We start from the raw sequence: 22,541 nt of genomic DNA on the forward strand, positions 1-22,541 counted from the left end.
GTGGCGGACGTGCCGAGCCGTGGCGGAGGTCCCGGTCGTGGCCGAGGGGCGCGGCGATGGCGGTTCGCCGCCCGCCCCTCAGTCGTCCCCGTGTTCCTTCTCCGCGAGGTGGATCACGCACACCGCCACCGCGATCAGCAGCGCCGGGTCCGCGTCGTCCCGTACGACGTCCACGCCGTACGTCTCCCGGACGTGCAGCCAGCGCCGGGAGACGACGGCCAGCAGTTCGCCGTCGTACTCGACGGCGAACTCCCGGTCGAGGATCTTGCCGCTGACGTCGAGTTCCGTGCTGCCGTCCGCCAGGGACACCCGGTAGTGGTTGCGCAGCAGGGACAGCCGCTTGCGGCGGATCTTCGCGAGTGGCTCGCCGTCCCGCTCGATCACCATCGTGTCGCGCAGGGAGAGCATCTTCTGGTGGATGTCGATGAGGACGCGCCCCTGGGTGTCCTTCAGCTCGAAGGTGTCCCGCAGCCGCATCGCCTTGCCGTCGACGAGGAACACCTTGTTGCCCCGGTCGTCCTCGATCCAGTAGTCGTCGCCGATGCCGAGGAGTCGGTCGCGTACGAGGAATCTCATGCCGTTACCGCTTCCCCGGCAGGCGGTGATCATCACGGATCCATCACATTCGGCTGCTTTGACAGCGTCAGTTGTGACACTCCCCCTCGGGTCGGACGCCGATATCCGGCCACGCAGGGGAGGAGCCGCAGATGGTCAGGTCAAGCAGGAGGGCACAGTTCCCCGCCGTCGCGGCGGCCTTGCTCGCGGCCGTCGCGGCCGTCACCGGGTGCTCCGCACCGAAGGCCTGCGCCGGTGTGGGCGTCGTCTCCGGCGTCGGCGTGATGTTCCTGCATGAGGGGTACGCCGGTCTCGCGGGCGCCTCCTACGAGCTGTGCGCGCGGGGCAAGTGCGCGAAGGGCGAGCTGAAGCAGGAGGAGATCACGAGGGTGAACCTCCTGCTCCCGGCCGACGTGGATCCGGACGCCGGGCCGGTCCGTTTCCGGGTGACCCGCAAGAACGACACCAGCCCTCTCGTCGACGCGTCCACCGACGTCAAGCTCACCCACCAGTCCGACGGTTGCGGCGGCGGCGCGTACAACCGGGGACTCGCCTTCACCAAGGAGGGCGGTCTTACGGTGAAGATCCCGGCGAAGGTGGCGGAGGCGTGGCGGGGGCACATCGAGTCGCTCGCGGCACCGTCGGAGTCGTCCTCCTGAGACACCGTCGCGCGGCCCTGGGCGGCGGCCGGCAGGCGGTGTGGTCCGGCCTGCCTTCTCAGGCCACCGACTCCCCGCCGCCCGGCCCGAAACGCCGCCTGTAGGCCGACGGACTGAGCCCCGTCTCGCGCCGCACGCGCGCGCGGAGGTTCGCGGCGGTGCCGAGTCCGCTCCTCGCCGCGACCACGTCCAGCCGCCCCTCCCCGCGCTCGATCAGGCGGCACGCGAGCGCCACCCGCTCCCCCGTCAGCCAGGCCAGCGGCGTCGTCCCCAGCTGCGCCCGGAAGCGGCGGTGCAGGGTGGCCGGCGACACCGCCGCCCGCGTCGCCAGGTCCGCCACCGTCAGCGGCTCGCCCAGCCGCTCCTGCGCCCACGCCAGCAGGGGGCCCAGCGACTCGTCCGGCACGTCCGGCACCGGCCGCTCCACGAACTGCTTCTGCCCGCCGTCCCGGTGCGCGGCGAACACGAGTCTGCGCGAGACCGCGTTGGCGACCTCGGCGCCATGGTCGCGCCGTACGACATGCAGACAGAGGTCGAGCGCGGCGGCGCTGCCCGCGGCCGTCAGGAGGTCGTCCTCGTCGACGAAGAGCACGTCCGGTTCCAGCAGCACCTTCGGATGCAGTTCGCGGAAGATGTCGGCCCAGCGCCAGTGGGTGGTCGCCCGGCGCCCGTCGAGCAGTCCGGCCTCGGCGAGCGCGAAGCTGCCGGTGCACAGGCTGATGACGCGGGCACCGCGCGCGTGGGTGCGCCGGATGGCGTCGAGTACGGCGGCGCCGCGCGGCACGACGTTGTCCGGGCGGCCGGGGACGACGAGGGTGTCCGCCTCGTCCACCACCTCCAGTCCGGGCACGCCGGTCAGGGTGAAGAAGCCGTGGTTCATCCGAACCTCGGGCGTGGGCGTGCACAGCGTCACGTCGTACAGCGGTCCGGGGAGGCCGAGCTCCGGCCGCGGCAGCCCGAACAGCTCGGTCGCCACGCCGACCTCGAACGGGTTGGTGCCTTCGTCGACGATCACGGCGACCCGATGGGTTCGAGCCAGCTGAGAGGATCCTTGCGCCATATGCGATTCCTAGCACTCGTACGGCTGCGAGTCACCCCGCACGATGAGCGCATGGAACCCATATCCCTCGCCGACGCCCTCGCCTCCTTCACGGAGACCTGGAGCCCGCGCATCGTGACGGCCGTCAACGACTACGACGTTCGCGTGGCCAAGGTCGACGGCGAGCACGTCTGGCACGTCCACGACCACACCGACGAGTTCTTCCTGGTCCTCGACGGCGAACTGCACATCGCCCTGCGCGAGGCACAGGGCGAGCGCACGGTCGTCCTCCCCAGGGGCTCCGTCTTCACCGTCCCCCGCGGCACCGAGCACAAGCCGTACGCCCCGACGCCCTCCGCGATCCTGGTCCTGGAGCCCACTGGCACCCTCACTGTGGGGGACCGCCACGACGACGTACCGGACCACGTGGACGCCACCACGGGGCACGCGCTGACGTGACAAGGGCGGCCGGCCGAACACCGGCGGCGTCATGCGACGACGACGCTTCGAACGAGCACCCGGCCTGCCATGTGCACCAGCAGGACTGGGGCGTGCCGGTCCGTCTCACACGGACCGGCACGCCCTGCCTGCCGTTGGTGCTCGCGGGGATGGACGCTCAGACGCCGTAACCGTCGCTGTAGCCGTCCCGCCTGTGGTGGTGTCCGGTCTCGTCGACGACCGACGTCGACGGAGGGACCACCACGCGTCGGCGCCTGGCGATGCTGCTGAACGTCGTGGTTCCGATGAGTCCGACGATCATCAGGATGATGCCGACGAGGTCGAGATTGACACCCTGCATGTCCCAGTCGGTCGCGAACGTGAGGATGGCTCCCACGGCGATGAGGATGATGCACCCGCCGAGGCCCATGAGTTGTCGCCTCCCTGTCCGGTGGTTCCGGTCGGAGGCGAGTACCCCGGCTCCGCGGGGCTACCCCTCCAAGAACGCCACCAACGAGTTCGCCAGCAGATGCGGGTCGTCCGCACCGCACAACTCCCGCGCGCTGTGCATCGAAAGGATCGCCACGCCGATGTCGACCGTCTTGATGCCGTGCCGGGCCGCGGTGATCGGGCCGATCGTCGTGCCGCAGGGCATGGAGTTGTTGGAGACGAAGGACTGGAAGGGCACGTCGGCCTTCTCGCAGGCGGCGGCCCACACCGCGCGGCCCGAACCGTCGGTCGCGTAGCGGTTGTTGACGTTGACCTTCAGGATCGGCCCGCCGTTGACGCGCGGGTGGTGCGTCGGGTCGTGGCGCTCGGCGTAGTTGGGGTGGACCGCGTGGCCCGTGTCGGAGGAGAGACAGACGGTGCCCGCGAAGGCACGTGCCTTGTCCTCGTACGATCCGCCGCGTGCGAACACCGAACGCTCCAGGACGCCGCCCAGCAGCGGTCCGTCGGCGCCGGTGTCGCTCTGCGAGCCGTTCTCCTCGTGGTCGAAGGCGGCCAGCACCGGGATGGACGGCAGACCGGCACCCGAGCCTGCCACCGCGGCCAGCGCCGCCGCGCCCGCGTGCACCGAGAGCAGGTTGTCCATGCGCGGGCCCGCGACGAGCTCCTTGTCCCGGCCCAGGTACGCCGGCGGCTCCACGGAGTGCGTCATCAGGTCCCAGCCCGTGACCTCGCCGGCCGCGAGACCCGCCGTCTCCTCCAGGAAGGCGATCAGGTCGCCGTCCCGCACATCGTTGCCCAGGCCCCAGATGGGCTGCAGATGCCGCTGCTTGTCGAGCTTGAGCCCCTCCGCCGACACGGAACGGTCCAGGTGGATGGCGAGTTGGGGGACGCGCAGCAGCGGACGGTCCACGTTCACCAGCCGGGTCGTACCGTCCCGCAGGGTCAGCCGGCCCGCCAGGCCCAGGTCGCGGTCGAGCCACGAGTTGAGGAGGGGGCCGCCGTAGATCTCCACGGCCACCTGCCGCCAGCCGTGCGCCCCGGTGTCCGGCAGCGGCTTCACCCGCAGGTTGGGGGAGTCCGTGTGCGCGCCGACGATCCGGAACGGCGTGTGGGGCGCCGCGCCTTCGGGGACGTACCAGGCCACGATCGCGCCACCACGCAGCACGTACTTGCCGCCGCTCGTCCCGTCCCAGGCGTCCGTCTCCGCGACCTGTCGGAAACCGGCCTTTTCCAGCCGCTCGGCGGTGTTCGCCACGGCGTGGTACGGCGACGGGCTGGCCGCGAGGAAGGACATGAGGTCGTCGGTGTGGCCGCGGTCGAAGCGGGGGGGTTCGCTCATGGGGTTCACCTTAACGACGTACGAGGGCCCGCTCCCGGTGATGGGGAGCGGGCCCTCGCAAGGGCGATGTGGGTTTCTGCCGCTTGGAACCGAGTTGACTGGAACGAGCCGCCTAGAACGCGGCCTCGTCCAGCTCCATCAGGTCCAGGTCGATGTTCTCGGCGAGCTTGCGCGCACCGGTGACACCCGGCAGGACGTTGGCCGCGAAGAACTTCGCCGCCGCGATCTTGCCCGTGTAGAAGGCCTTGTCCTTCGCCGACGCCGTCTGAAGCTTCTCGGCGGCGATCGCGGCGCCCTTGAGGAGCAGGTAGCCGACGACGACGTCTCCGGAGGCCATCAGCAGACGGGTGGTGTTCAGGCCCACCTTGTAGATGTTCTTGACGTCCTGCTCGGTGGCCGCGAGGTCGGTCAGCATCAGGCCGACGATCGCCTCCAGCTCGACGGCCGCCTTCGCGAGGTGCTCGCGGGCGCCGGCCAGCTCCTCGCCGCCCTCGCCGAGCGCCAGGAACTTCTTGATGTCCTCGGCGAGCGAGTTCAGCGCGGCGCCCTGGTTGCGGACGATCTTCCGGAAGAAGTAGTCCTGGCCCTGGATCGCCGTGGTGCCCTCGTACAGGGTGTCGATCTTGGCGTCGCGGATGTACTGCTCGATCGGGTACTCCTGCAGGAACCCGGAGCCGCCGAAGGTCTGCAGCGACTGGGCGAGCTGCTCGTAGCCCTTCTCGGAGCCGTAGCCCTTGACGATCGGCAGGAGCAGGTCGTTGAGCGCGTGCTCGGTCTTGGCGTCCTCGCCGGCCGCCTCCTTGACCGCGATCGCGTCCTGGATCGAGGCCGTGTACAGCACCAGCGCACGCATGCCCTCCGCGTACGCCTTCTGCGTCATCAGCGAGCGGCGCACGTCCGGGTGGTGGGTGATGGTGACCTTGGGCGCGGTCTTGTCCATGAAGTTCGCGAGGTCCGGACCCTGGACGCGCTCCTTGGCGTACTCCAGCGCGTTCAGGTAGCCCGTCGACAGCGTGGAGATCGCCTTCGTGCCGACCATCATGCGGGCGAACTCGATGATGCGGAACATCTGGCGGATGCCGTCGTGCTTGTCGCCGATCAGCCAGCCCTTGGCGGGGTGCTGGTCGCCGAAGGTCATCTCGCAGGTGTTGGAGGCCTTCAGGCCCATCTTGTGCTCGACGTTCGTGGCGTAGACGCCGTTGCGCTCGCCCAGCTCGCCGGTCTCGAAGTCGAAGAGGTACTTCGGGACGAGGAAGAGGGACAGGCCCTTGGTGCCCGGACCGGCACCTTCCGGCCGCGCGAGCACGTAGTGAAGGATGTTCTCCTCCATGTCGTGCTCACCGGAGGTGATGAAGCGCTTCACGCCCTCGATGTGCCAGGAGCCGTCCTCCTGCTGGACCGCCTTGGTGCGGCCGGCGCCGACGTCCGAGCCGGCGTCCGGCTCGGTGAGGACCATGGTGGAGCCCCAGGTCTTCTCGACGGCGATCTGCGCGATCTTCTTCTGGACCTCGTTGCCCTCGTCGTAGAGGATCCCGGCGAACGCCGGGCCGGAGGAGTACATCCACACGGCCGGGTTCGCGCCGAGGATCAGCTCCGCGTACGACCAGATCAGGGACGGGGGAGCCGTCGTGCCGCCGATCGCCTCGGGCAGGCCGAGGCGCCAGTACTCGGAGTCCATGAAGGCCTTGTAGCTCTTCTTGAAGGACGCCGGGACCGGCGCGGTGTTCGTCTCGGGGTCGAAGACCGGCGGGTTGCGGTCGGCGTCGGCGAAGGACTCCGCCAGCTCGTTCTCGGCGAGGCGGGTGAGCTCCTCGAGGATGCTCTTCGCGGTCTCGGTGTCCATCTCCTCGAACGGGCCGGTGCCGTACAGCTTGTCGCGCCCGAGTACTTCGAAGAGGTTGAACTCGATGTCGCGGAGATTCGACTTGTAGTGCCCCATGGTCACGGCTCCGTAGAGAGGGATCGGCGAGGCACTTGGTTCCTCGCGCTAGTTCACGTACCAACAAGTAGCTACGATGATGCTACCCGCCAGTAATAAGACGCAACCCCGATCCCGTCATCTGTGACAGGTCACACCGGAACGGTCAGCGTCGCGGTGTAGCCGTCGGCCACGCTGCCCGTCATCGCCGCCAGCTGCTGCTCGTAACCGTCGCTGAAGATGCCGTCGGTCTCCAGGGACAGCTCAGCGAGATTCGTCACGCTCTGGTCGTAGCCGTCCGTGTCGTACACCGTGTCGCAGATGTCCTTCGGGAACGCGAGCTGCGAGGTGTTGGTGATGGAGGTGGCGGCCGTGGCGTCGGCCAGGCTGCCGTAGACCTCGAAGTGGATGTGCGGCCAGCGGCCCGCATAGCAGCCGGGGAAGATGCTGGTGAAGGTGACCTGGCCCTTGTCGTCGGTCTCCTGGACGCCCCGCAGGTAGTTCTCGTCGGTGACGCCCTCGGAGTAGAGGGAGTAGTTGCCGTCCTGGTCGCAGTGCCAGATATAGACGGCGGCGCCCTTCTTCGGCGTCCCGCAGCCGGAGGCGGCGTCCACGACCGTCAGCGTGACGGTCAGGGGCACGCCCTCGGCGGTGCCGCCCGCGGAGTCGCCGAAGCTCTTGGTGATGTCGCTGCGGACGACACCGCTCTCCTTCAGGACGTTCACACCGTTCGAGCCGTCGCCCGGGAAGGGGCCGGCGGTCTCGTCGGGGATGGTCGCGCACTCGGCGGACGGGGAGGGTGAGGTGCCTTTGGCGGAGGAGGTGGCCGTGGAGGATGCGGAGGTGTCCTCGTCCGAGGTGCAGCCCACCAGCGGGATCAGGCCCGCCCCCGCCATCAGCCGGATCATCCGGCGACGGGCGAGGACCGGGAGGTCGTAGGAGAGCCCACGGTCGTGCTCGTGGACTGCTTCGGCGTGGTCTCGGTGCATGGAAAGACGCTAGGAGCGGCAGCTGTCGGAAACCAGCGCGCGGACTGTCGAGTCGCTGTCAAGTCGCTGTCGGTTTGCCAAGGCACCCGTACCGGCCCGCGTACCGGCCGCTCTCGGTACGCTTGCGCCCATGTATGGATACGGCCAGCCCATGGACGGGGGCGCCGCACAGCAGGGGTACGCCCCGCCGCAGCAGCCCATGGCCGGCGGGGTCGGCGGGTACGGCCAGCAGCCCCCGCTCTACCCCGAGCCGTCCCCGCCCTCGCTCGCGGACGCGGTGCGGGCCTTCACCACCGGGCAGATGTCGGCCGAGGACTTCCAGCAGGTCTTCGCCACGTCGAAGGTCTACTGCCCGCGCGGCGACAACCCCGGCTTCCTCGCCCTGCACAACACCCAGCAGCCGGTGATCCCGATGTTCACCTCGCTCAAGGAGCTGCGGCGGTACGCGGGCAAGGAGTCCAAGTACTTCGTCATCACCGGCGCCGAGGTGATCGACCTGCTGCCGACCGGCTACGGCTTCGTCCTGGACATGGAGGGCGAGCACCGCATGGTCTTCGACGCGAAGGCCGTGGAGCAGATGGTCGAGTTCGCGATGCGCCGGATGTACGGCTGACCGGCGACGCAGTTCCGCTGCGGGGCGGCCGGGTGACCCGGGGCGTCGTCCGGATCGGCGACACGGTCCGCAGACCGGCGTCGGTGGCCTCGCCATTCGTGCGTGACCTGCTCGGTCTGCTGGAGCGGCGGGGGTTCGAGGGGGCGCCGCGCCACCTGGGCCGGGACGAATCGGGCAGGGACGTCCTCAGCTACGTACCGGGCTGGGTTCCGGTCCGCCTCCGTCCGTGGACCGATGCGCAGGTGGCCGCCGCGGGGCGTCTGGCGCGCGCGATGCACGACGCCACCCGGGGCAGTGATCTCGCCGGCCGGCACGAGGTCGTCTGCCATCACGACTTGGGTCCCAACAATGCCGTCTTCCGCTCCGGCGACGCCTTGCCGGGGGCCTTCATCGACTTCGACATGGCCGCGCCGGGCAGCCCGCTGGAGGACGTGGGGTACATGGCCTGGCTGTGGTGCGTCTCGTCGAAGGCGGCGACGCGCGCGGTGGAGGTCCAGGCGGCACAGGTCCGCGTCCTGGCCGACGCCTACGGCCTCGCGGGCCCGGAGCGGGACGTGCTGGTCGACGCGATGTTGGAGCGCCAGGCCCGCAACGTCCGGTTCTGGGCGCAGGTGCGGGCCCGGATCCCCGGCCTCACCGACCGCCAGGTCGCGGAGCGCATCGCCTGGTCCCGGCGCGAGCACGCGCACACGGCGGAACACCGGCAAGTTTTCGAGGCCGCCCTTGCGTAAGAGGGCGGGTGGATGCCCGGAGGGAATGCCCTCCGGGCTTTCCTCGTTAGAGGTGGCAGAAAGTTCAATGCTCAACTAAACTGGACGCACAAGGAGGTACCGACATGCCTGCAGTGACCGTCGAGAACCCGCTGACGCTGCCGCGCGTCGCCGCGCCCGCGGAGGCAGTGGCCCGTCCCGTGCTCGCCGTCACGACCGCGCCGAGCGGTTTCGAGGGCGAGGGCTTCCCGGTGCGCCGTGCGTTCGCCGGGATCAACTACCGCCACCTGGACCCGTTCATCATGATGGACCAGATGGGCGAGGTGGACTACGCGCCGGGCGAGCCCAAGGGCACCCCCTGGCACCCGCACCGCGGCTTCGAGACCGTCACCTACATCATCGACGGGATCTTCGACCACCAGGACTCCAACGGCGGTGGCGGCACCATCACCAACGGCGACACGCAGTGGATGACCGCGGGTTCGGGCCTCCTGCACATCGAGGCCCCGCCGGAGGCGCTCGTCATGTCCGGCGGTCTCTTCCACGGCCTGCAGCTGTGGGTGAACCTCCCGGCCAGGGACAAGATGATGGCGCCGCGCTACCAGGACATCCGCGGTGGCAACGTCCAGCTGCTGACGTCCCCGGACGGCGGTGCGCTGCTGCGCGTCATCGCGGGTGAGCTGGGCGGCCACCAGGGCCCCGGCATCACCCACACGCCGATCACGATGATCCACGCGACCCTCGCCCCGGGCGCGGAGATCAGCCTGCCGTGGCGCGAGGACTTCAACGGTCTCGCGTACGTCCTCGCCGGGCGGGGTGCGGTGGGTGCGGAGCGCCGCCCGATCCACCTCGGCCAGACCGCGGTCTTCGGCGCCGGCGGCTCCCTGACCGTCCGCGCGGACGACAAGCAGGACTCCCACACGCCGGCCCTGGAGGTCGTCCTCCTGGGCGGACAGCCGATCCGCGAGCCGATGGCCCACTACGGCCCGTTCGTGATGAACACGCGGGAAGAACTGCAGCAGGCCTTCGAGGACTTCCAGAAGGGGCGGCTGGGGACGATCCCCGCCGTCCACGGAATGACCGAGGGCGGGCCGCAGAGCTGACCCCGCAAGAGGTCCCCGCCCGCATGGGCGGGGACCTCTTCGCGCCACGATCCGGTCGGCTACGGCTCGGCCATGAGCAGCCCCTGGTCGGCGACCAATCAATCGCGCCGATCAACGGGGCGATCAACGACCGATTCAATGACCGGTGACGGTCGACGGCTGACACGTGTCCCGGTCACCCGGGCGGGCCGTCCGCGGGGACACCGAGCCGGGCGCGTGATCATCTGGAGGCGTGCAGGATTCCACCCCGCTGCTCCCCGACCCCGTCCGGCGGCTCGCCGCCTGGTGTGTCGTCATGCTGTTGGCCGCCGGGGTCGTCTATGTCGGGATCCGGCTGGCCGTGGAGTTCCGTACGGCCGTCGTGCCCGTGCTGCTCGCGCTGCTCGGGACGGCGCTGCTCGGGCCGCTGCACCGGCGGCTGGTGAAGGCCAAGGTGAACCGGTCCGTCGCCGCCGGGCTGACCTGCGTCGCCGTCGTGGCCGTCGTCGGTGGAGCCGTGTACATCGTCGTCGCCGCGATCGTCGACACCGGCGACCAGATCGTCGCCGCGCTCAAGCAGGCGGCCGAGGATCTCGCCGAGCACTTCGGGGCGGCCGGGACCTCGCTGGACGACCTCGCCTCCAACGCCAAGAAGCTGCTCACCGACTTCGGGGGGACGGCCGCCTCCGGGGTCATCAGCGGGGTGAGTGTCGTCGCGGAGAGCATCGCCATGGCCGTGCTCGCGCTGCTGCTCGTCTTCTTCTTCCTGCGGGACTCCGACCGGGCCGCCGACACCCTGCGGTCCGTCGTGCCGCGTGGGGGCGCGGACGCCGTCGAGGCCATGGCCCGGCGGGCCTTCCAGGCGGTGGAGGGGTTCATGCGGGGGACCACCTTCATCGCCCTCATCGACGCCGTGTGCATCACCGTCGGGCTGCTCGTCCTCGACGTCCCGGGCGCGGTCGGGCTCGGTGCGTTCGTCTTCGTCGGGGCCTACCTCCCCTATCTCGGGGCCTTCATCTCGGGGGCCGTCGCCGTGCTGGTCGCCCTCGCCGACCGGGGGTTCGTCATCGCGCTGTGGGTGCTGGCGGTCGTGCTCGGCGTGCAGGTCCTGGAAGGGCATGTGCTGCAGCCCGTGATCCAGAGCCGGACCGTGCAGATGCACCCGGCCGTCGTCATGGTGGCGATCACCGCGGGGGCGTCCGTGGCCGGAGTCCTCGGCATGCTGCTGGCCGTACCGCTGACCGCAGCGGCCTTCGGCGTCGTACGCGAACTGCAGGACCGTTACGCGAGCCCGGAGCCCCCCGAGCCGTCCGCGCCCCCGGAACCGTCCGCGCCCACCGAACCATCGGCGCCCACGGCCTCGTAGAGCTCGAACCAGATGCTCTTGCCCTCGCCCCGGGGGTCCACTCCCCACGCCTGGGCCAGCAGCTCGATCAGCATCAGGCCCCGTCCGGACGACGCCAGTTCCCCGGGACGGCGCTTGTGCGGCAGGTCGTCGCTGGTGTCCGTCACCTCGACGCGTATGCGGCGGCCCCCCGGCTCGCCCCGTACCTCGGCGAGGAGCAGGGCGTCGGCGTCGGTGTGCACGAGGACGTTCGTGAGCATCTCGGAGAGGAGCAGCACGGCCGAGTCCACCTGGTCCTCGGACGCCCAGTCGTGCAGCAGCTCCCGCAGGTGCTGGCGGGCCACCGCCACCCGCTCCGGCTCCGCCTGGGCCACCGACATCATGGTGCGGCGGATCGTCGGCCGGACGGCCACCGGGGCGCCGCAGCCGCAGCCCTCGCCCTCCCGGCACAGCAGCAGCACCGCTATGTCGTCCTCGCGCCGGTCGGCGAGCGGGCCGGTGGTGTGGTGGGAGGACGGACCGTGCACGGCCTGGACGAGGGCGTCGGCGAGCGCTTCCAGGTCGCCGTCGTGCTCCTCGAGGATCGCGCGGATGCGCTTCCAGCCGGTCTCCAGGTCGTGGCCGCCGGTCTCGATCAGGCCGTCCGTGCAGATCAGCATGGTCTCGCCCGGTTCCAGGGTGATCCTGGTCGTCGGGTAGTCGGCGTCCGGATCGATGCCGAGCGGGAGGCCGCCGGCCGTCGGGCGGGCGAGCACCGTGCCGTCGCTCATGCGGATCGCCGGGTCCGGGTGCCCGGCGCGGGCGATGTCCAGCAGCCCGGTCGTGGGGTCGACCTCGACGTACAGGCAGGTCGCGAAGCGCAGGTCGGACGGGTCCTCGTCGAGGGAGCCGAACGTCATGCCGTGCAGGAAGCGGGAGGCGCGGGAGAGGACGGCGTCGGGGCGATGGCCCTCGGAGGCGTAGGCGCGCAGCGCGATGCGGAGCTGGCCCATCAGGCCCGCCGCGCGGACGTCATGGCCCTGGACGTCGCCGATGACCAGGGCGAAGCGGCCGCTCGGGAGCGGGATCATGTCGTACCAGTCGCCGCCGACCTGGAGCCCGCCGCCGGTCGGGACATAGCGGGCGGCGATGCTCATGCCCGGTATCTCGGGGCCCAGCTTGGGCAGCATCGAGCGCTGGAGGCCGTCCGTCAGTTCCCGCGCGGACTCGGTGGCCTCGGCGCGGGAGAGGGCCTGGGCGAGCATCCGGGCCACCGTCGTCAGCACGGACCGCTCGTCCGGCGTGAACGCGACCGGGTAGGTGAAGGCCGCCATCCAGGCGCCCATCGTGCGGCCGGCCACGGTCAGTGGCAGGAACGCCCAGGACTGGCGGTTGAAGTGCGCGGCGAGCGGCCAGGTGACCGGGTAGCGCTCCTTGTACTTCTCGGGCGAGGAGAGGTAGACGGCACGGCCGGTGCGGACGACCTCGGCGGCCGGGTAGTCCGTGTCCAGGGCCATGTGTGTGAAGGGGCTCTCGTCGCCGGGCTGGTGGCCGTGGTGGCCGATGATCGTCAGGCGGTCGCCCGTGACCCCGAACACCGCGAGCCCGTCCGGTGAGAAGCCCGGCATCGACAGACCGGCCGCGACCCGCAGCACCTCCGCCGTCGAGCGTGCCTCGGCCAGCGCCCGGCCCGCGTCCAGCAGGAACGCCTCCCGCGAGCGCCGCCAGTCACCGGTGACCGCCGTACGCCCGGCGGGGGTGCCCGGCGTCGGTTCGGTGACCTCCTGGAGGGAGCCGGTCACCTCGTACGACCGTTTCTCGCGGTCGAAGGACGCGTGGAAGCGGCTGCGGCCGACCCGGATGACCCGCCCCCGGTCGTCCATGATCCGCACCCGCACTTCGCCGAGCGTGCCCTCGGCGACGGAGAGCTGAATCACTCCGCTGATCTCGTTCCAGTCGACCGGGTGCAGGCGGGAGCGCACCTGGGCCTGGCTGAGCGTGGCCTGCTCGGCGGGCAGCCCGAGCAGCCGTGCCGCCTCCGCGTCGACCGTGACCAGTCCCGTGGCGGTGTTCCAGTGCCACAGTCCGGTCGCGAGGGCGGCGAGAACCTCCCCCACGGCGGGCAGGGCCTCACCAGTGCGCATTGCCCCACTGTAAGAAGAGGTGATCGCACACTGCCACCGAAGCTGTACGGGGCATCTGGTCGGCGAGGTCCCCGGAGAGCCGCGAAATGGTGGGGAGGCGATCTTGGGGTCCCCGGTAGGCTTGGGGGAAGTTTCACGTGAAACACGCCCCTCGATCCGCGAAGACTGGATGAACGACGATGCATCGGTACAGGTCCCACACCTGCGGCGAGCTCCGCTCCTCTGACGTCGGCACCGACGTCCGGCTGAGTGGCTGGCTGCACAATCGGCGCGACCTGGGCGGCATCCTCTTCATCGATCTGCGCGACCACTACGGCATCACGCAGCTCGTCGCCCGTCCCGGCACGCCCGCGTACGAGGCCCTCGACAAGCTCTCCAAGGAGTCGACCCTCCGCGTCGACGGCAAGGTCGTCTCCCGCGGCGCCGAGAACATCAACCCCGACCTGCCGACCGGTGAGGTCGAGGTCGAGGTCGGCGAGGTCGAGCTGCTCGGCGCGGCCGCCCCGCTGCCGTTCACGATCAACACCGAGGACGGGGTCAACGAGGAGCGGCGCCTTGAGTACCGCTTCCTGGACCTGCGCCGCGAGCGCATGCACCGCAACATCCTGCTGCGTACCTCGGTCATCTCGGCGATCCGGCACAAGATGACGGCGCTGGGCTTCAACGAGATGGCGACGCCGATCCTGTCCGCGACCTCCCCCGAGGGCGCCCGCGACTTCGTCGTCCCCTCCCGCCTGAACCCGGGCAAGTTCTACGCCCTGCCGCAGGCCCCGCAGCAGTTCAAGCAGCTGCTGATGATCTCCGGCTTCGACCGCTACTTCCAGATCGCGCCCTGCTTCCGTGACGAGGACGCGCGCGCGGACCGTTCGCCGGGCGAGTTCTACCAGCTCGACATCGAGATGAGCTTCGTCGAGCAGGAGGATGTCTTCCAGCCCGTCGAGAAGCTGATGACCGAGCTCTTCGAGGAGTTCGGCAACGGCCGCCACGTCACCTCGCCCTTCCCGCGGATCCCGTTCCGCGAGGCGATGCTGAAGTACGGCTCCGACAAGCCGGACCTCCGTGCCCAGCTGGAGCTCGTCGACATCACCGACATCTTCGAGGGCTCGGAGTTCAAGGCGTTCGCCGGCAAGCACGTGCGCGCGCTGCCGGTGCCGGACGTCTCCGCGCAGCCCCGCAAGTTCTTCGACCAGCTCGGTGACTTCGCGGTCTCGCAGGGCGCCAAGGGCCTGGCCTGGGTGCGGGTGGCCGAGGACGGCTCGCTGTCCGGCCCGATCGCGAAGTTCCTCACCGAGGAGAACGTCGCCGAGCTGACCAAGCGCCTGTCGCTGGCCGCGGGTCACGCCGTGTTCTTCGGCGCGGGCGAGTTCGACGAGGTCTCGAAGATCATGGGCGCGGTGCGGGTCGAGGCCGCCAAGCGGGCCGGGCACTTCGAGGAGGGCGTCTTCCGGTTCTGCTGGATCGTCGACTTCCCGATGTACGAGAAGGACGAGGAGACCGGCGCGATCGACTTCTCGCACAACCCCTTCTCCATGCCGCAGGGCGGCCTGGAGGCCCTCCAGACCCAGGACCCGCTGGACATCCTGGGCTGGCAGTACGACATCGTCTGCAACGGCGTCGAGCTGTCCTCCGGCGCGATCCGGAACCACGAGCCCGAGATCATGCTCAAGGCCTTCGAGATCGCGGGCTACGACCGCGAGACCGTCGAGGAGAAGTTCGCCGGCATGCTGCGCGCCTTCCGCTTCGGCGCCCCGCCGCACGGCGGCATCGCCCCCGGCGTCGACCGCATCGTCATGCTCCTCGCGGACGAGCCGAACATCCGCGAGACCATCGCCTTCCCGCTCAACGGCAACGCCCAGGACCTGATGATGGGCGCGCCGACGGAGCTGGAGGAGGCGCGGCTGAAGGAGCTGCACCTGTCGGTGCGCAAGCCGCAGCCGAAGTAGGTCCTTGAAGCTGTAGACAGCTGTAGGCAGCCGTAGGTGGCTCGGAACCGGCGTCGGTTCCGAGCCACTTTCGTTCACGGCGCTCATGCAGGGCTCTCACCCAGCTCTTACCCAACCTCCTGACAGGCGCGGTCCCTAACTTCCCTGCCCATGACGGGAAACCAGACGGCCGAAGGGCCGAAACACAAGCGGGATCTCACGCGTCGCAAGGTCGTCGTCGCCGGTGTGGGAGCCGCCGCGGCGGTCGGTGTGGGCGGGTCGCTCGCGGCGGGCGCCTTCGCGGGTGAGACGAGCGGATCCGCGTCCGCGGGTGCCACCGCGTCCAGCAGCTCGTCGAGCGCCGACGTCTGCTACAAGCTGACCTCCGAGACGACCGAGGGCCCCTACTACATCGACGCGGACAAGCTCCGCCAGGACGTGACCGAGGACCAGGAGGGCATCCCGCTCACCCTGCGCCTCAAGGTCATCGACTCCGAGAGCTGCAAGCCGATCAGGAACGCCGCGGTCGACATCTGGCACTGCAACGCGCTGGGCGTGTACTCGGGCTACGAGGACATGGGCAGCGGCGGCGGTGGCGGGGGCGGCACCCCGCCGTCCGGTGAGCCGACGGGCGAGCCCCCGTCCGGCGATCCGTCGGGTGAGCCGGGTGGCGGCGGTGGCGGCCACCAGGAGCCGACGGACGACGAGCGGTATCTGCGCGGCACGTGGAAGACGGACAAGAACGGCCAGGTGGTGTTCAAGACGGTCTTCCCGGGCTGGTACCAGGGCCGCTGCGTCCACATCCACACCAAGGTGCATGTGAACGGCACATGGACCGACGCCGGTTACGAAGGTGGCACCACCTGCCACACCGGTCAGTTCTTCTTCGACGAGGAGAGCGTGCTGGCCTCCGCCGAGGTCGAGCCGTACTCCACCAACACCACCACCCGCACCACGCTCGACGAGGACACGATCTACCCGGGCAACGGGACCGAGGGTGGCCTGCTGAAGCTGAAGTACAAGAAGAACGACATCGCCAAGGGCGTGATCGCCTCCATCACGATGGGCGTCGACCCGGAGGCGACCCACACGGGTCAGGACATCTGACAGAGAGAGTGGTTGTGGAGGGGCGTGTGTCCGCGCGCCCCTCCTTCGTTCACATGTATGGACATCTGCTCAACCCGTTGACCCGGAAGGTGGGCCTCCGTAAGGTTCCCGAGGCCTGCGTACGTGATGCGAGTTCACGTATGTGCACGCCTGAGGGGAGACAACGATGTCGGAAGTCGTGATACCCGACGCCGAACGCCGTGCGGTCGGCAAGTTCCTGCGCCGGATGCTGCCGATCCTCGTCCTGATGCTGCTGGTCAACCAGATGGACCGGACGAACGTCGGCTTCGTCCAGGACGAACTCAGGGCCGACGTCGGGGTGAGCGCCACGGCTTACGGCCTCGGTGCCGGGCTGTTCTTCATCGGCTACGCCCTGTTCGAGGTGCCCAGCAACATGCTCCTGGAGCGCTTCGGCGCCCGGGTCTGGCTGACCCGCATCATGATCACCTGGGGTGCGGTGATCGTGGCGATGTGCTTCATCCACAACGTGTGGATGTTCTACGCCCTGCGCTTCCTCCTCGGCGTCGCGGAGGCCGGCTTCTTCCCCGGTGTGCTCCTCTACTTCACCCAGTGGCTGCCGGACTCCAGCCGGGGCCGGGCGAGCGCGATCTTCCTGGGCGGCTCGGCCACCGCGTACATCGTGACCGGCCCCATCACGGGCGCACTGCTGGAGCTGCACGGGGCGGGCGGGATCGCCGGCTGGCGCTGGATGTTCGCGCTGGAGGGGGTCTTCTCGATCCTGGTCGGATTCATCGCCGGCTTCTTCCTCGTCTCCCGTATCCAGGACGCCCGTTGGCTCACCCAGGAGGAGAGGGACGCGCTCAGCGAAGCGGTCGCCCGGGACAAGGAGGCGCGTGACCGTGCCCCCAGGACGTCCCGGCTGAAGCTGATCCTCCACCCCCAGGTCGCCCTGCTGACCACGGTGTTCTTCGCGATGGCCCTCACCGGGTACGCGATCACCTTCTGGCTGCCGAGCCTGGTCGACGACATCGGCGGACTGTCGCCCTTCCAGGTCGGGCTGCTCACGGCCGTGCCGTGGATCTGCGCGGTGATCGCGATGTACACGATGGCCCACTTCACCGACCGCGCCCCGGACCGCCGCCCGTACCTGGCGATCGCCCTCGTCCTGTCCGCGGTCGGCACCTTCCTGGCCACCCTCGGCTCCCCCTGGTTCGGCCTCGCCGCGCTCACGCTGGCCGCGGTCGGGGGGAAGTGCGCGGCCACGCTGTTCTGGCCGATGGCCCAGTCGGGGCTCGACCTGAAGATCGCGGCGCCCGGTCTCGCCCTCGTCAACTCCCTGGGAAACCTGGGCGGTTTCGTCTCGCCGACCCTCTTCGGCTATCTGCAGGACACCACGGGCAGCACGAACGGAGGCCTGTACACCCTCTCCGCGGCCTCCGTCCTCGCGGTGTGCGGCGTGGCGTTCATCCGCCGGTCGCGGACGACGGCCGTGTCGGCCCCGGAGACGGCGACGACGCGAGCGTGAACGCGGAAGGGGGGCGGCCCCGAAGGACCGCCCCCCTCCACCAACGCCCTGTCAGGACAGGAACTTGTAGCCGCTCCACCCGCTCGCGATCTGCGCCCGCGAGCCGAAGGACCCCTTCCCGTCGCCGCTGTTGCGCCACAGGTTGCCGCTGGTGTCGCGGGAGACGATGTCCGGGCGGCCGTCGTCCGTGATGTCGCCGAGGCCGACGACGACGTTGTAGTTGCCGCCCCAGTTGGCGAACACCTTCACGCGGGCGGCGAAGGTGCCGTCGCCCTTGCCGTCGTAGCGCCACAGGGTGTTCGCGGTGTCCTGGGCGAGCAGGTCGGGCTTGCCGTCGCCGGTGATGTCGCCGACGCCGACGATCTTCTTGTAGCCCTTCCAGTTGTCATAGAGCTTGACGCGGGTGGCGAGTTTGCCGGTGCTGGTGCCCTTGTAGAGGTAGACCGTGCCGGTGGACGCCTGGCGGGCGATCAGGTCCGGGCGGCCGTCACCGCTCACGTCACCGGGTGAGGTGAGCGCGTTGTACTGGGTCCAGCCGCTGCTCGCGAGGGTCGTGTACGACGTCGACGGCTTGACCGCCGAGCCGCAGCCCGGCTTGTACAGCCGCAGCGCGCCGCTGCTGTACCGCACGAGGACGTCGTTGCAGCGGTCGCCGCTCAGGTCGCCGAAGGGGACGGCCGTGATGGTGGCCGCCCAACCGGTGCCGGTGTACTTGGAGTTGACCTTGCCCGTGCCGGTGCCGCTGTGGAAGGTCAGGCCGCCGGAGGAGTTCAGGGTGAGCAGGTCGCCGCGGCCGTCGGGGCCGTCGGGGCTGGTGAAGTCGCGGCGCACGGCGGCACCCCGCATGAGGAACCCTTCGCCGGTGGTGACCGTGGCCGCGGTGGAGGTGCCGAGGCCGGTCGCCTTGAGGGCCCAGGTGAACTCGCCGTTCGGGAAGTAGCCGCCGCTCGCCGTCCTGCCGTCCCAGGCCGCCTCCACCAGGCCCGTGCTCGCGCCGCCGGTGATCGCGCGGGTCGCCTTGCCGTTGGCACCGCTCTGGACCGAGGTGAAGGTGAGAGACCAGGAGGTGACCGGGCGGGACAGGAACCACAGGCCGTTCCAGGGGTCCGACCCGGGCGGATACGCGGAGCTCTCGGCGTCCTTGTGCAGGGCCGTCGGCGCGGACGGGGTGACGCCGGTCGTGGCGACGTGCGTCTGCTCGTACGCGTCGAACCAGGCGACCAGGCCCGTGTACTCGTCGACCGTCCAGCGGAAGCGGCGGTCCTCGGCGAGGCGCGTGTCGGGCAGCCCGGACGCGATCACCCGGGTGGTGCCCGTGGCCGCCTCGGTCAGGACCAGCTGGTCGGCGCCGTGGTCGTGGCGGACGGTGAAGCCGTCGCCGAGGAGGACGTCACCGGGGGTCACCGACCGTGCCGTACCGGCCTTGGTGTCGTACACCCCGGCCGAAGCGGTTCCGCACGCCCAGTACAGCCAGCGGCCCGCCGCCTGCAGCTCGCTCGGCACACAGGCGAGGTCCGGGACCGTCACCGTGGCGAGGGTCCTGTTCTCGGTGAGGCTGTACGAGGTCAGCTTGCCGGCGGTCGTGGTGGCGCTCCACAGGGTGGGGCCGTTCAGGGCGGCGGCGCGGATGGAGCGCTTCAGCAGCTGTCCCTGGCCGAACTCGCCGACGTACTGCGCCGGGGTGGCGCCGCCGGAGTTGTAGACGGCGTAGTCGTCGGAGACGTCGACGATGGCGCCGGCCTCGGTGTGGAACTCCAGGCGGTGGCCGCTGATGGAGACCAGCGCGTCCGCGTACGCCAGGCCGCTGCCGCCCTCGTCGGTGTCGGAGTAGGTGTCGAGGTAGACGTCCTTGGAGCCGGCCCCGTCGTGCATGCCCCACAGCGCCGAGCAGGTGGCACCCGGGTACGGGCACTCCGGGCTGATCGTGGCGGCGTCCGTGGCGGCGGACGCGGTGAGCTCGGCGCCGCCGTCGGTAGTGAGGGTGCGCAGCGAGGTCGTGTCGGAGGCGCTGCTCGGGTTGTCCTCAGCGACGCGCAGAGTGCCGCGGCTGAGCGCGATGCCGGTCTTGGCGTTCTCGTACGGCGCGACCTTGTACAGCTTCGTCAGCTGCGGGGTGCCGTCGGCGCCGATCGACACCCGCTGGACCCACCAGTCGGCGGCGCCCGTGCCGCCGGTGACGAGGGCGTTGCCGTCGGGGGTGGCCAGCGGGGTGCCGTACGACCTGGTCAGCAGCGTCTTGTTGGTGCCGTCGGTCAGGGACACGGCGTACACCCGGCTGTCGGTGGTGATGACGAGCCAGTCGCCGACGAGTGTGGGGTAGCCGTCTCCCGCGAACCCGGCGGCCACCGGCACCGTCTCCTCGGCGGTGAGGTCGGCGCGCGGCTTCAGGTGCAGGCCGCCGGAGACGTCGTACCAGCCGATGCGGTCGTCGGTGAGGACGAGCTCGGGCTTGGTGGGCAGATCGGCGAAGACCGTGGTGAACTGCGCGGTGGCGAAGTCCACATAGCCGACGGAGTACGACTCGACGCCACCGATCCCGTCGGGGTTGGGGTGGGCGAGGAGCATGCCGGTCTCGTCGCCGGTGCGCGGATTGTCCTTCCACCAGGTCTGCTGCGACGGGTATCCCCTCACCGGGCGCTGCCGCACCTCGCCGTCGACGAGGTCGAAGAGGTGCAGCCAGGTGCCGTCGAAGCTCTCGCCGTTGTAGGACCCTTCGAATTCGGCCGCGACGACCGTGTCGCCGTACGTCCCGATGTAGTAGTCGGAGGACCCCGTGTCGACGCTCCGCAGCGCGCCGCCGTCCGGGCGCCACAGCGACACCGGGTCGGTGTAGGTGATGTGCGGCAGCGCCACGGTGTCGGTGGCCTGCCCGTACATGCCCGAGGGGCAGCGCGCGGCGATGTCGGAGCAGCTGGTCGTCGTCGGCCTGTAGACGCCGGACGGGCCCTCGACGGTGACGGTCGTGCCGTCGTCGTAGTCCGTCCACAGCAGCCCCGCGACCCCGGCCTGACGGTGCAGGAACCCGGTCTCGCCGGCCGACAGGAGCCGGTCGGAGCGGGTGGTGTCGTTGCGTGGATCGTCCAGGACGATCTCGGTGGTCTGGGCGGCGGCGGTCGTGGCCGCCTGCGCGTCGGCGTCCTCCGTGCTGGAGAACAGGGTGATCGAGCCGGCCGCCAATGCCACGGCCAGAGCGGAGACGAGCGTGGCGCGGCCGGCTCGTCTCGGGGCGTGTCTGCCCACGTGAGTTCCCTCCCCTACGAGGGGCACTGCCCTCGCACAAGTGGCCGGATCGTACCAAGGCGGCCGGTGCGCATCGGCCGGAGATATCCGCTCTGTCCCCTGCCCGGAACGCAGGGCGCCCGAGACCGTGAAGTCCCGGGCGCCCTGCGCGATGTCGCGGATATGGCGAGCCGTCAGGAGACGCCCTGGTAGCCGCCCCATCCGGTGGCGATCCGCGCCCGTGAGCCGAACGGCGCCCACGACGACGTTGTACGAGCCGCCCCAGTTGGTGAACAGCTTGGTGCGGGCCTTGAAGGTGCCGGTGCCGTTGTAGCGCTACAGGGTGTTGGACGAGTCCTGCGCGAGGAGGTCGGGGTTGCCGTCGCCGGTGATGTCGCCGACGCCGACGATCTTCTTGTAGCCCTTCCAGTCACCGTCACCCCCATCGCCCTCGCTGCCCTCCTCCAAGGCATCGTCACTCATCCGCATCCGCCGGCGGCCTGAGCGCCTCCTCCTCCAGCAACCGCTCCGCGATGTCGTCCGCCCACGCCCGGACCCACCGGCGGAGCACCGGCACCGACTCCTCGGCCAGGCCCCGGGCGATGAACTCCCTGTCGTCCAGCAGCTCCGTGGCCTCCAGGCGGGACTGGAGGTCGGCCAGGTCGAGGTCGTCCCAGGCGTGGCGGCGGCCCCGTTCCTCCAGGTCGGGGTAGCTCCAGTGGGCCGCGGCCACGTGGACGTCGACGACGTCGCGCGCGGCGCCCCGGTCGGCCAGGGCGCGGACCTTCGTGCCGATGAGGTCTTCGAGAGCGAGCGCCGGGCCCAAGTCGGTCATGACCGGGGGGCGCCAGAAGGTCTCCTTCACCAGGTCGACCGTACGTTCCGAACCCGTGTCGGGGTCCGTGACGAGCAGGCGGGCGGAGAGCGGGTCGGTCTCCAGGGGGCGTACCCGCCAGCCGCGTTCCGTCAGGCCGTACCGGACCATCGCCGCGATCTGGTCCATGGGCTCGGGGTTCTCGGTCGCCACCTCCACCGACGTCACCTGCCGTGCGGTGAGGTCATGCGCCCGGGCCGCGCAGTCGCCGGCCAGGACGAGCGGGTAGCGGGCGCCGACGATGAGGACGTCGGGCAGGAGGGCGCGGGGCGGGGGCAGCATGGTGGCCCCGATTATCGCGTCCGTGTCCGGATCGTCCGGCCGTCACCATGCCGCCGTACAGGTGTAGTTCACTTCACCGCCTCGTCCGGTTTCTCTCAAGGCCGGTTGAAGAAGAACGCCGACGGCGATGGCTTCGACTCCAACGTGGCCGAGATCAGCGGCGGCACGGTCGTCGTGAACGGCCCGGAGAGGAACGGCAACGGCGCGCTGGACGTCAACGGCAGCTTCACCGTGAGCGGCGGCACGCTGCTCGCGGCCGGCAGCGCGGGCATGGTGGTCGCTCCGGACCCCGAGTCCGAACAGGGCCGGCTCTCGGCCACGCTCGACTCGTCCGTCCCGTCGGGCACGACCCTGCATGTCGTGGACCGGCGGTCTCGCCGAGGCGGGTGAC

General features: G+C 70.3%; 20 protein-coding genes. 10 read left to right on the top strand and 10 right to left on the bottom strand.

Going from position 1 to position 22,541, the window contains the following annotated elements; translation table 11 throughout:
- Positions 1 to 78 precede the first annotated feature (78 nt).
- Positions 79 to 576, bottom strand: a complete 498-nt coding sequence (locus tag ACTMVF_RS01770) for an LURP-one-related/scramblase family protein (RefSeq protein WP_403338153.1) — start codon at positions 574 to 576, stop codon at positions 79 to 81.
- Positions 577 to 707: 131 nt separating this feature from the next.
- Between ACTMVF_RS01770 and ACTMVF_RS01775 the strand changes: the two genes are divergently transcribed.
- Positions 708 to 1,214, top strand: a complete 507-nt coding sequence (locus tag ACTMVF_RS01775; protein WP_441269149.1) for a hypothetical protein — start codon at positions 708 to 710, stop codon at positions 1,212 to 1,214.
- A gap of 58 nt (positions 1,215 to 1,272) precedes the next feature.
- Here ACTMVF_RS01775 and ACTMVF_RS01780 read toward each other — a convergent pair whose 3' ends face one another.
- Positions 1,273 to 2,274, bottom strand: coding sequence for a helix-turn-helix domain-containing protein (locus ACTMVF_RS01780; protein ID WP_441269150.1), 1,002 nt, complete (start codon positions 2,272 to 2,274; stop codon positions 1,273 to 1,275).
- A 51-nt stretch (positions 2,275 to 2,325) separates the two neighbouring features.
- Between ACTMVF_RS01780 and ACTMVF_RS01785 the strand changes: the two genes are divergently transcribed.
- Complete coding sequence (locus ACTMVF_RS01785; RefSeq protein ID WP_441269151.1) at positions 2,326 to 2,712, top strand: cupin domain-containing protein; 387 nt, start codon at positions 2,326 to 2,328, stop codon at positions 2,710 to 2,712.
- 157 nt (positions 2,713 to 2,869) lie between these two features.
- Here the strand turns inward: ACTMVF_RS01785 and ACTMVF_RS01790 are convergent, their stop codons facing one another.
- The 4 genes from ACTMVF_RS01790 to ACTMVF_RS01805 all read right to left on the bottom strand — a co-directional run bounded on the left by ACTMVF_RS01790 (position 2,870) and on the right by ACTMVF_RS01805 (position 7,387).
- The gene (locus ACTMVF_RS01790; RefSeq protein WP_441269152.1) at positions 2,870 to 3,121 is read right to left on the bottom strand and encodes a DUF6458 family protein; all 252 of its coding nucleotides are present in this window, start codon (positions 3,119 to 3,121) and stop codon (positions 2,870 to 2,872) included.
- 60 nt (positions 3,122 to 3,181) lie between these two features.
- On the bottom strand, positions 3,182 to 4,480 hold the full coding sequence (locus ACTMVF_RS01795) for a M18 family aminopeptidase (protein ID WP_441269153.1): 1,299 nt from the start codon (positions 4,478 to 4,480) through the stop codon (positions 3,182 to 3,184).
- Positions 4,481 to 4,592: 112 nt separating this feature from the next.
- Positions 4,593 to 6,419, bottom strand: coding sequence for an acyl-CoA dehydrogenase (locus ACTMVF_RS01800; protein WP_441269154.1), 1,827 nt, complete (start codon positions 6,417 to 6,419; stop codon positions 4,593 to 4,595).
- Between the two features lie 131 nt (positions 6,420 to 6,550).
- Positions 6,551 to 7,387 (bottom strand): intradiol ring-cleavage dioxygenase, encoded by an 837-nt coding sequence (locus ACTMVF_RS01805; RefSeq protein ID WP_441269155.1) that lies wholly within the window; start codon positions 7,385 to 7,387, stop codon positions 6,551 to 6,553.
- 130 nt (positions 7,388 to 7,517) lie between these two features.
- On the opposite strand from ACTMVF_RS01805, the gene ACTMVF_RS01810 reads away from it, so the two are divergent.
- From ACTMVF_RS01810 to ACTMVF_RS01825, 4 genes are all read left to right on the top strand, one after another.
- On the top strand, positions 7,518 to 8,000 hold the full coding sequence (locus ACTMVF_RS01810; RefSeq protein ID WP_399103701.1) for an SseB family protein: 483 nt from the start codon (positions 7,518 to 7,520) through the stop codon (positions 7,998 to 8,000).
- A 32-nt stretch (positions 8,001 to 8,032) separates the two neighbouring features.
- A complete protein-coding gene (locus ACTMVF_RS01815) occupies positions 8,033 to 8,731 on the top strand; it encodes an aminoglycoside phosphotransferase family protein (RefSeq protein WP_441269156.1) in 699 nt (232 codons plus the stop codon).
- A 104-nt stretch (positions 8,732 to 8,835) separates the two neighbouring features.
- Positions 8,836 to 9,813: a pirin family protein gene (locus tag ACTMVF_RS01820; RefSeq protein ID WP_441269157.1), complete on the top strand. Its 978-nt coding sequence runs from the start codon at positions 8,836 to 8,838 to the stop codon at positions 9,811 to 9,813.
- 232 nt (positions 9,814 to 10,045) lie between these two features.
- The gene (locus ACTMVF_RS01825) at positions 10,046 to 11,158 is read left to right on the top strand and encodes an AI-2E family transporter (protein ID WP_441269158.1); all 1,113 of its coding nucleotides are present in this window, start codon (positions 10,046 to 10,048) and stop codon (positions 11,156 to 11,158) included.
- Here the strand turns inward: ACTMVF_RS01825 and ACTMVF_RS01830 are convergent.
- A complete protein-coding gene (locus tag ACTMVF_RS01830; RefSeq protein WP_441269159.1) occupies positions 11,074 to 13,260 on the bottom strand; it encodes a SpoIIE family protein phosphatase in 2,187 nt (728 codons plus the stop codon). The genes ACTMVF_RS01825 and ACTMVF_RS01830 overlap by 85 nt on opposite strands.
- Before the next feature lie 179 nt (positions 13,261 to 13,439).
- Here ACTMVF_RS01830 and aspS point away from each other — a divergent pair, with 179 nt between their 5' ends.
- The 3 genes from aspS to ACTMVF_RS01845 all read left to right on the top strand — a co-directional run bounded on the left by aspS (position 13,440) and on the right by ACTMVF_RS01845 (position 17,775).
- Positions 13,440 to 15,203, top strand: a complete 1,764-nt coding sequence (aspS, locus tag ACTMVF_RS01835; RefSeq protein ID WP_441269160.1) for an aspartate--tRNA ligase — start codon at positions 13,440 to 13,442, stop codon at positions 15,201 to 15,203.
- Positions 15,204 to 15,353: 150 nt separating this feature from the next.
- On the top strand, positions 15,354 to 16,289 hold the full coding sequence (locus ACTMVF_RS01840; RefSeq protein WP_441269161.1) for an intradiol ring-cleavage dioxygenase: 936 nt from the start codon (positions 15,354 to 15,356) through the stop codon (positions 16,287 to 16,289).
- Positions 16,290 to 16,455: 166 nt separating this feature from the next.
- Complete coding sequence (locus tag ACTMVF_RS01845; protein WP_441269162.1) at positions 16,456 to 17,775, top strand: MFS transporter; 1,320 nt, start codon at positions 16,456 to 16,458, stop codon at positions 17,773 to 17,775.
- Positions 17,776 to 17,826: 51 nt separating this feature from the next.
- Here ACTMVF_RS01845 and ACTMVF_RS01850 read toward each other — a convergent pair whose 3' ends face one another.
- The 3 genes from ACTMVF_RS01850 to ACTMVF_RS01860 all read right to left on the bottom strand — a co-directional run bounded on the left by ACTMVF_RS01850 (position 17,827) and on the right by ACTMVF_RS01860 (position 22,150).
- Complete coding sequence (locus ACTMVF_RS01850; RefSeq protein WP_441269163.1) at positions 17,827 to 21,015, bottom strand: FG-GAP-like repeat-containing protein; 3,189 nt, start codon at positions 21,013 to 21,015, stop codon at positions 17,827 to 17,829.
- Between the two features lie 315 nt (positions 21,016 to 21,330).
- On the bottom strand, positions 21,331 to 21,477 hold the full coding sequence (locus ACTMVF_RS01855; protein WP_441269164.1) for a hypothetical protein: 147 nt from the start codon (positions 21,475 to 21,477) through the stop codon (positions 21,331 to 21,333).
- Positions 21,470 to 22,150, bottom strand: a complete 681-nt coding sequence (locus ACTMVF_RS01860; RefSeq protein WP_441269165.1) for a nucleotidyl transferase AbiEii/AbiGii toxin family protein — start codon at positions 22,148 to 22,150, stop codon at positions 21,470 to 21,472. The genes ACTMVF_RS01855 and ACTMVF_RS01860 overlap by 8 nt, the downstream gene beginning before the upstream one ends.
- A 105-nt stretch (positions 22,151 to 22,255) precedes the next feature.
- Here ACTMVF_RS01860 and ACTMVF_RS01865 point away from each other — a divergent pair, with 105 nt between their 5' ends.
- Entirely contained in the window at positions 22,256 to 22,540 is a 285-nt protein-coding gene (locus tag ACTMVF_RS01865; RefSeq protein WP_441269166.1) for a hypothetical protein, read from the top strand.
- Position 22,541 lies beyond the last annotated feature (1 nt).

It is taken from the genome of Streptomyces sp. SD31, assembly GCF_052068475.1.
Taxonomy (GTDB): domain Bacteria; phylum Actinomycetota; class Actinomycetes; order Streptomycetales; family Streptomycetaceae; genus Streptomyces.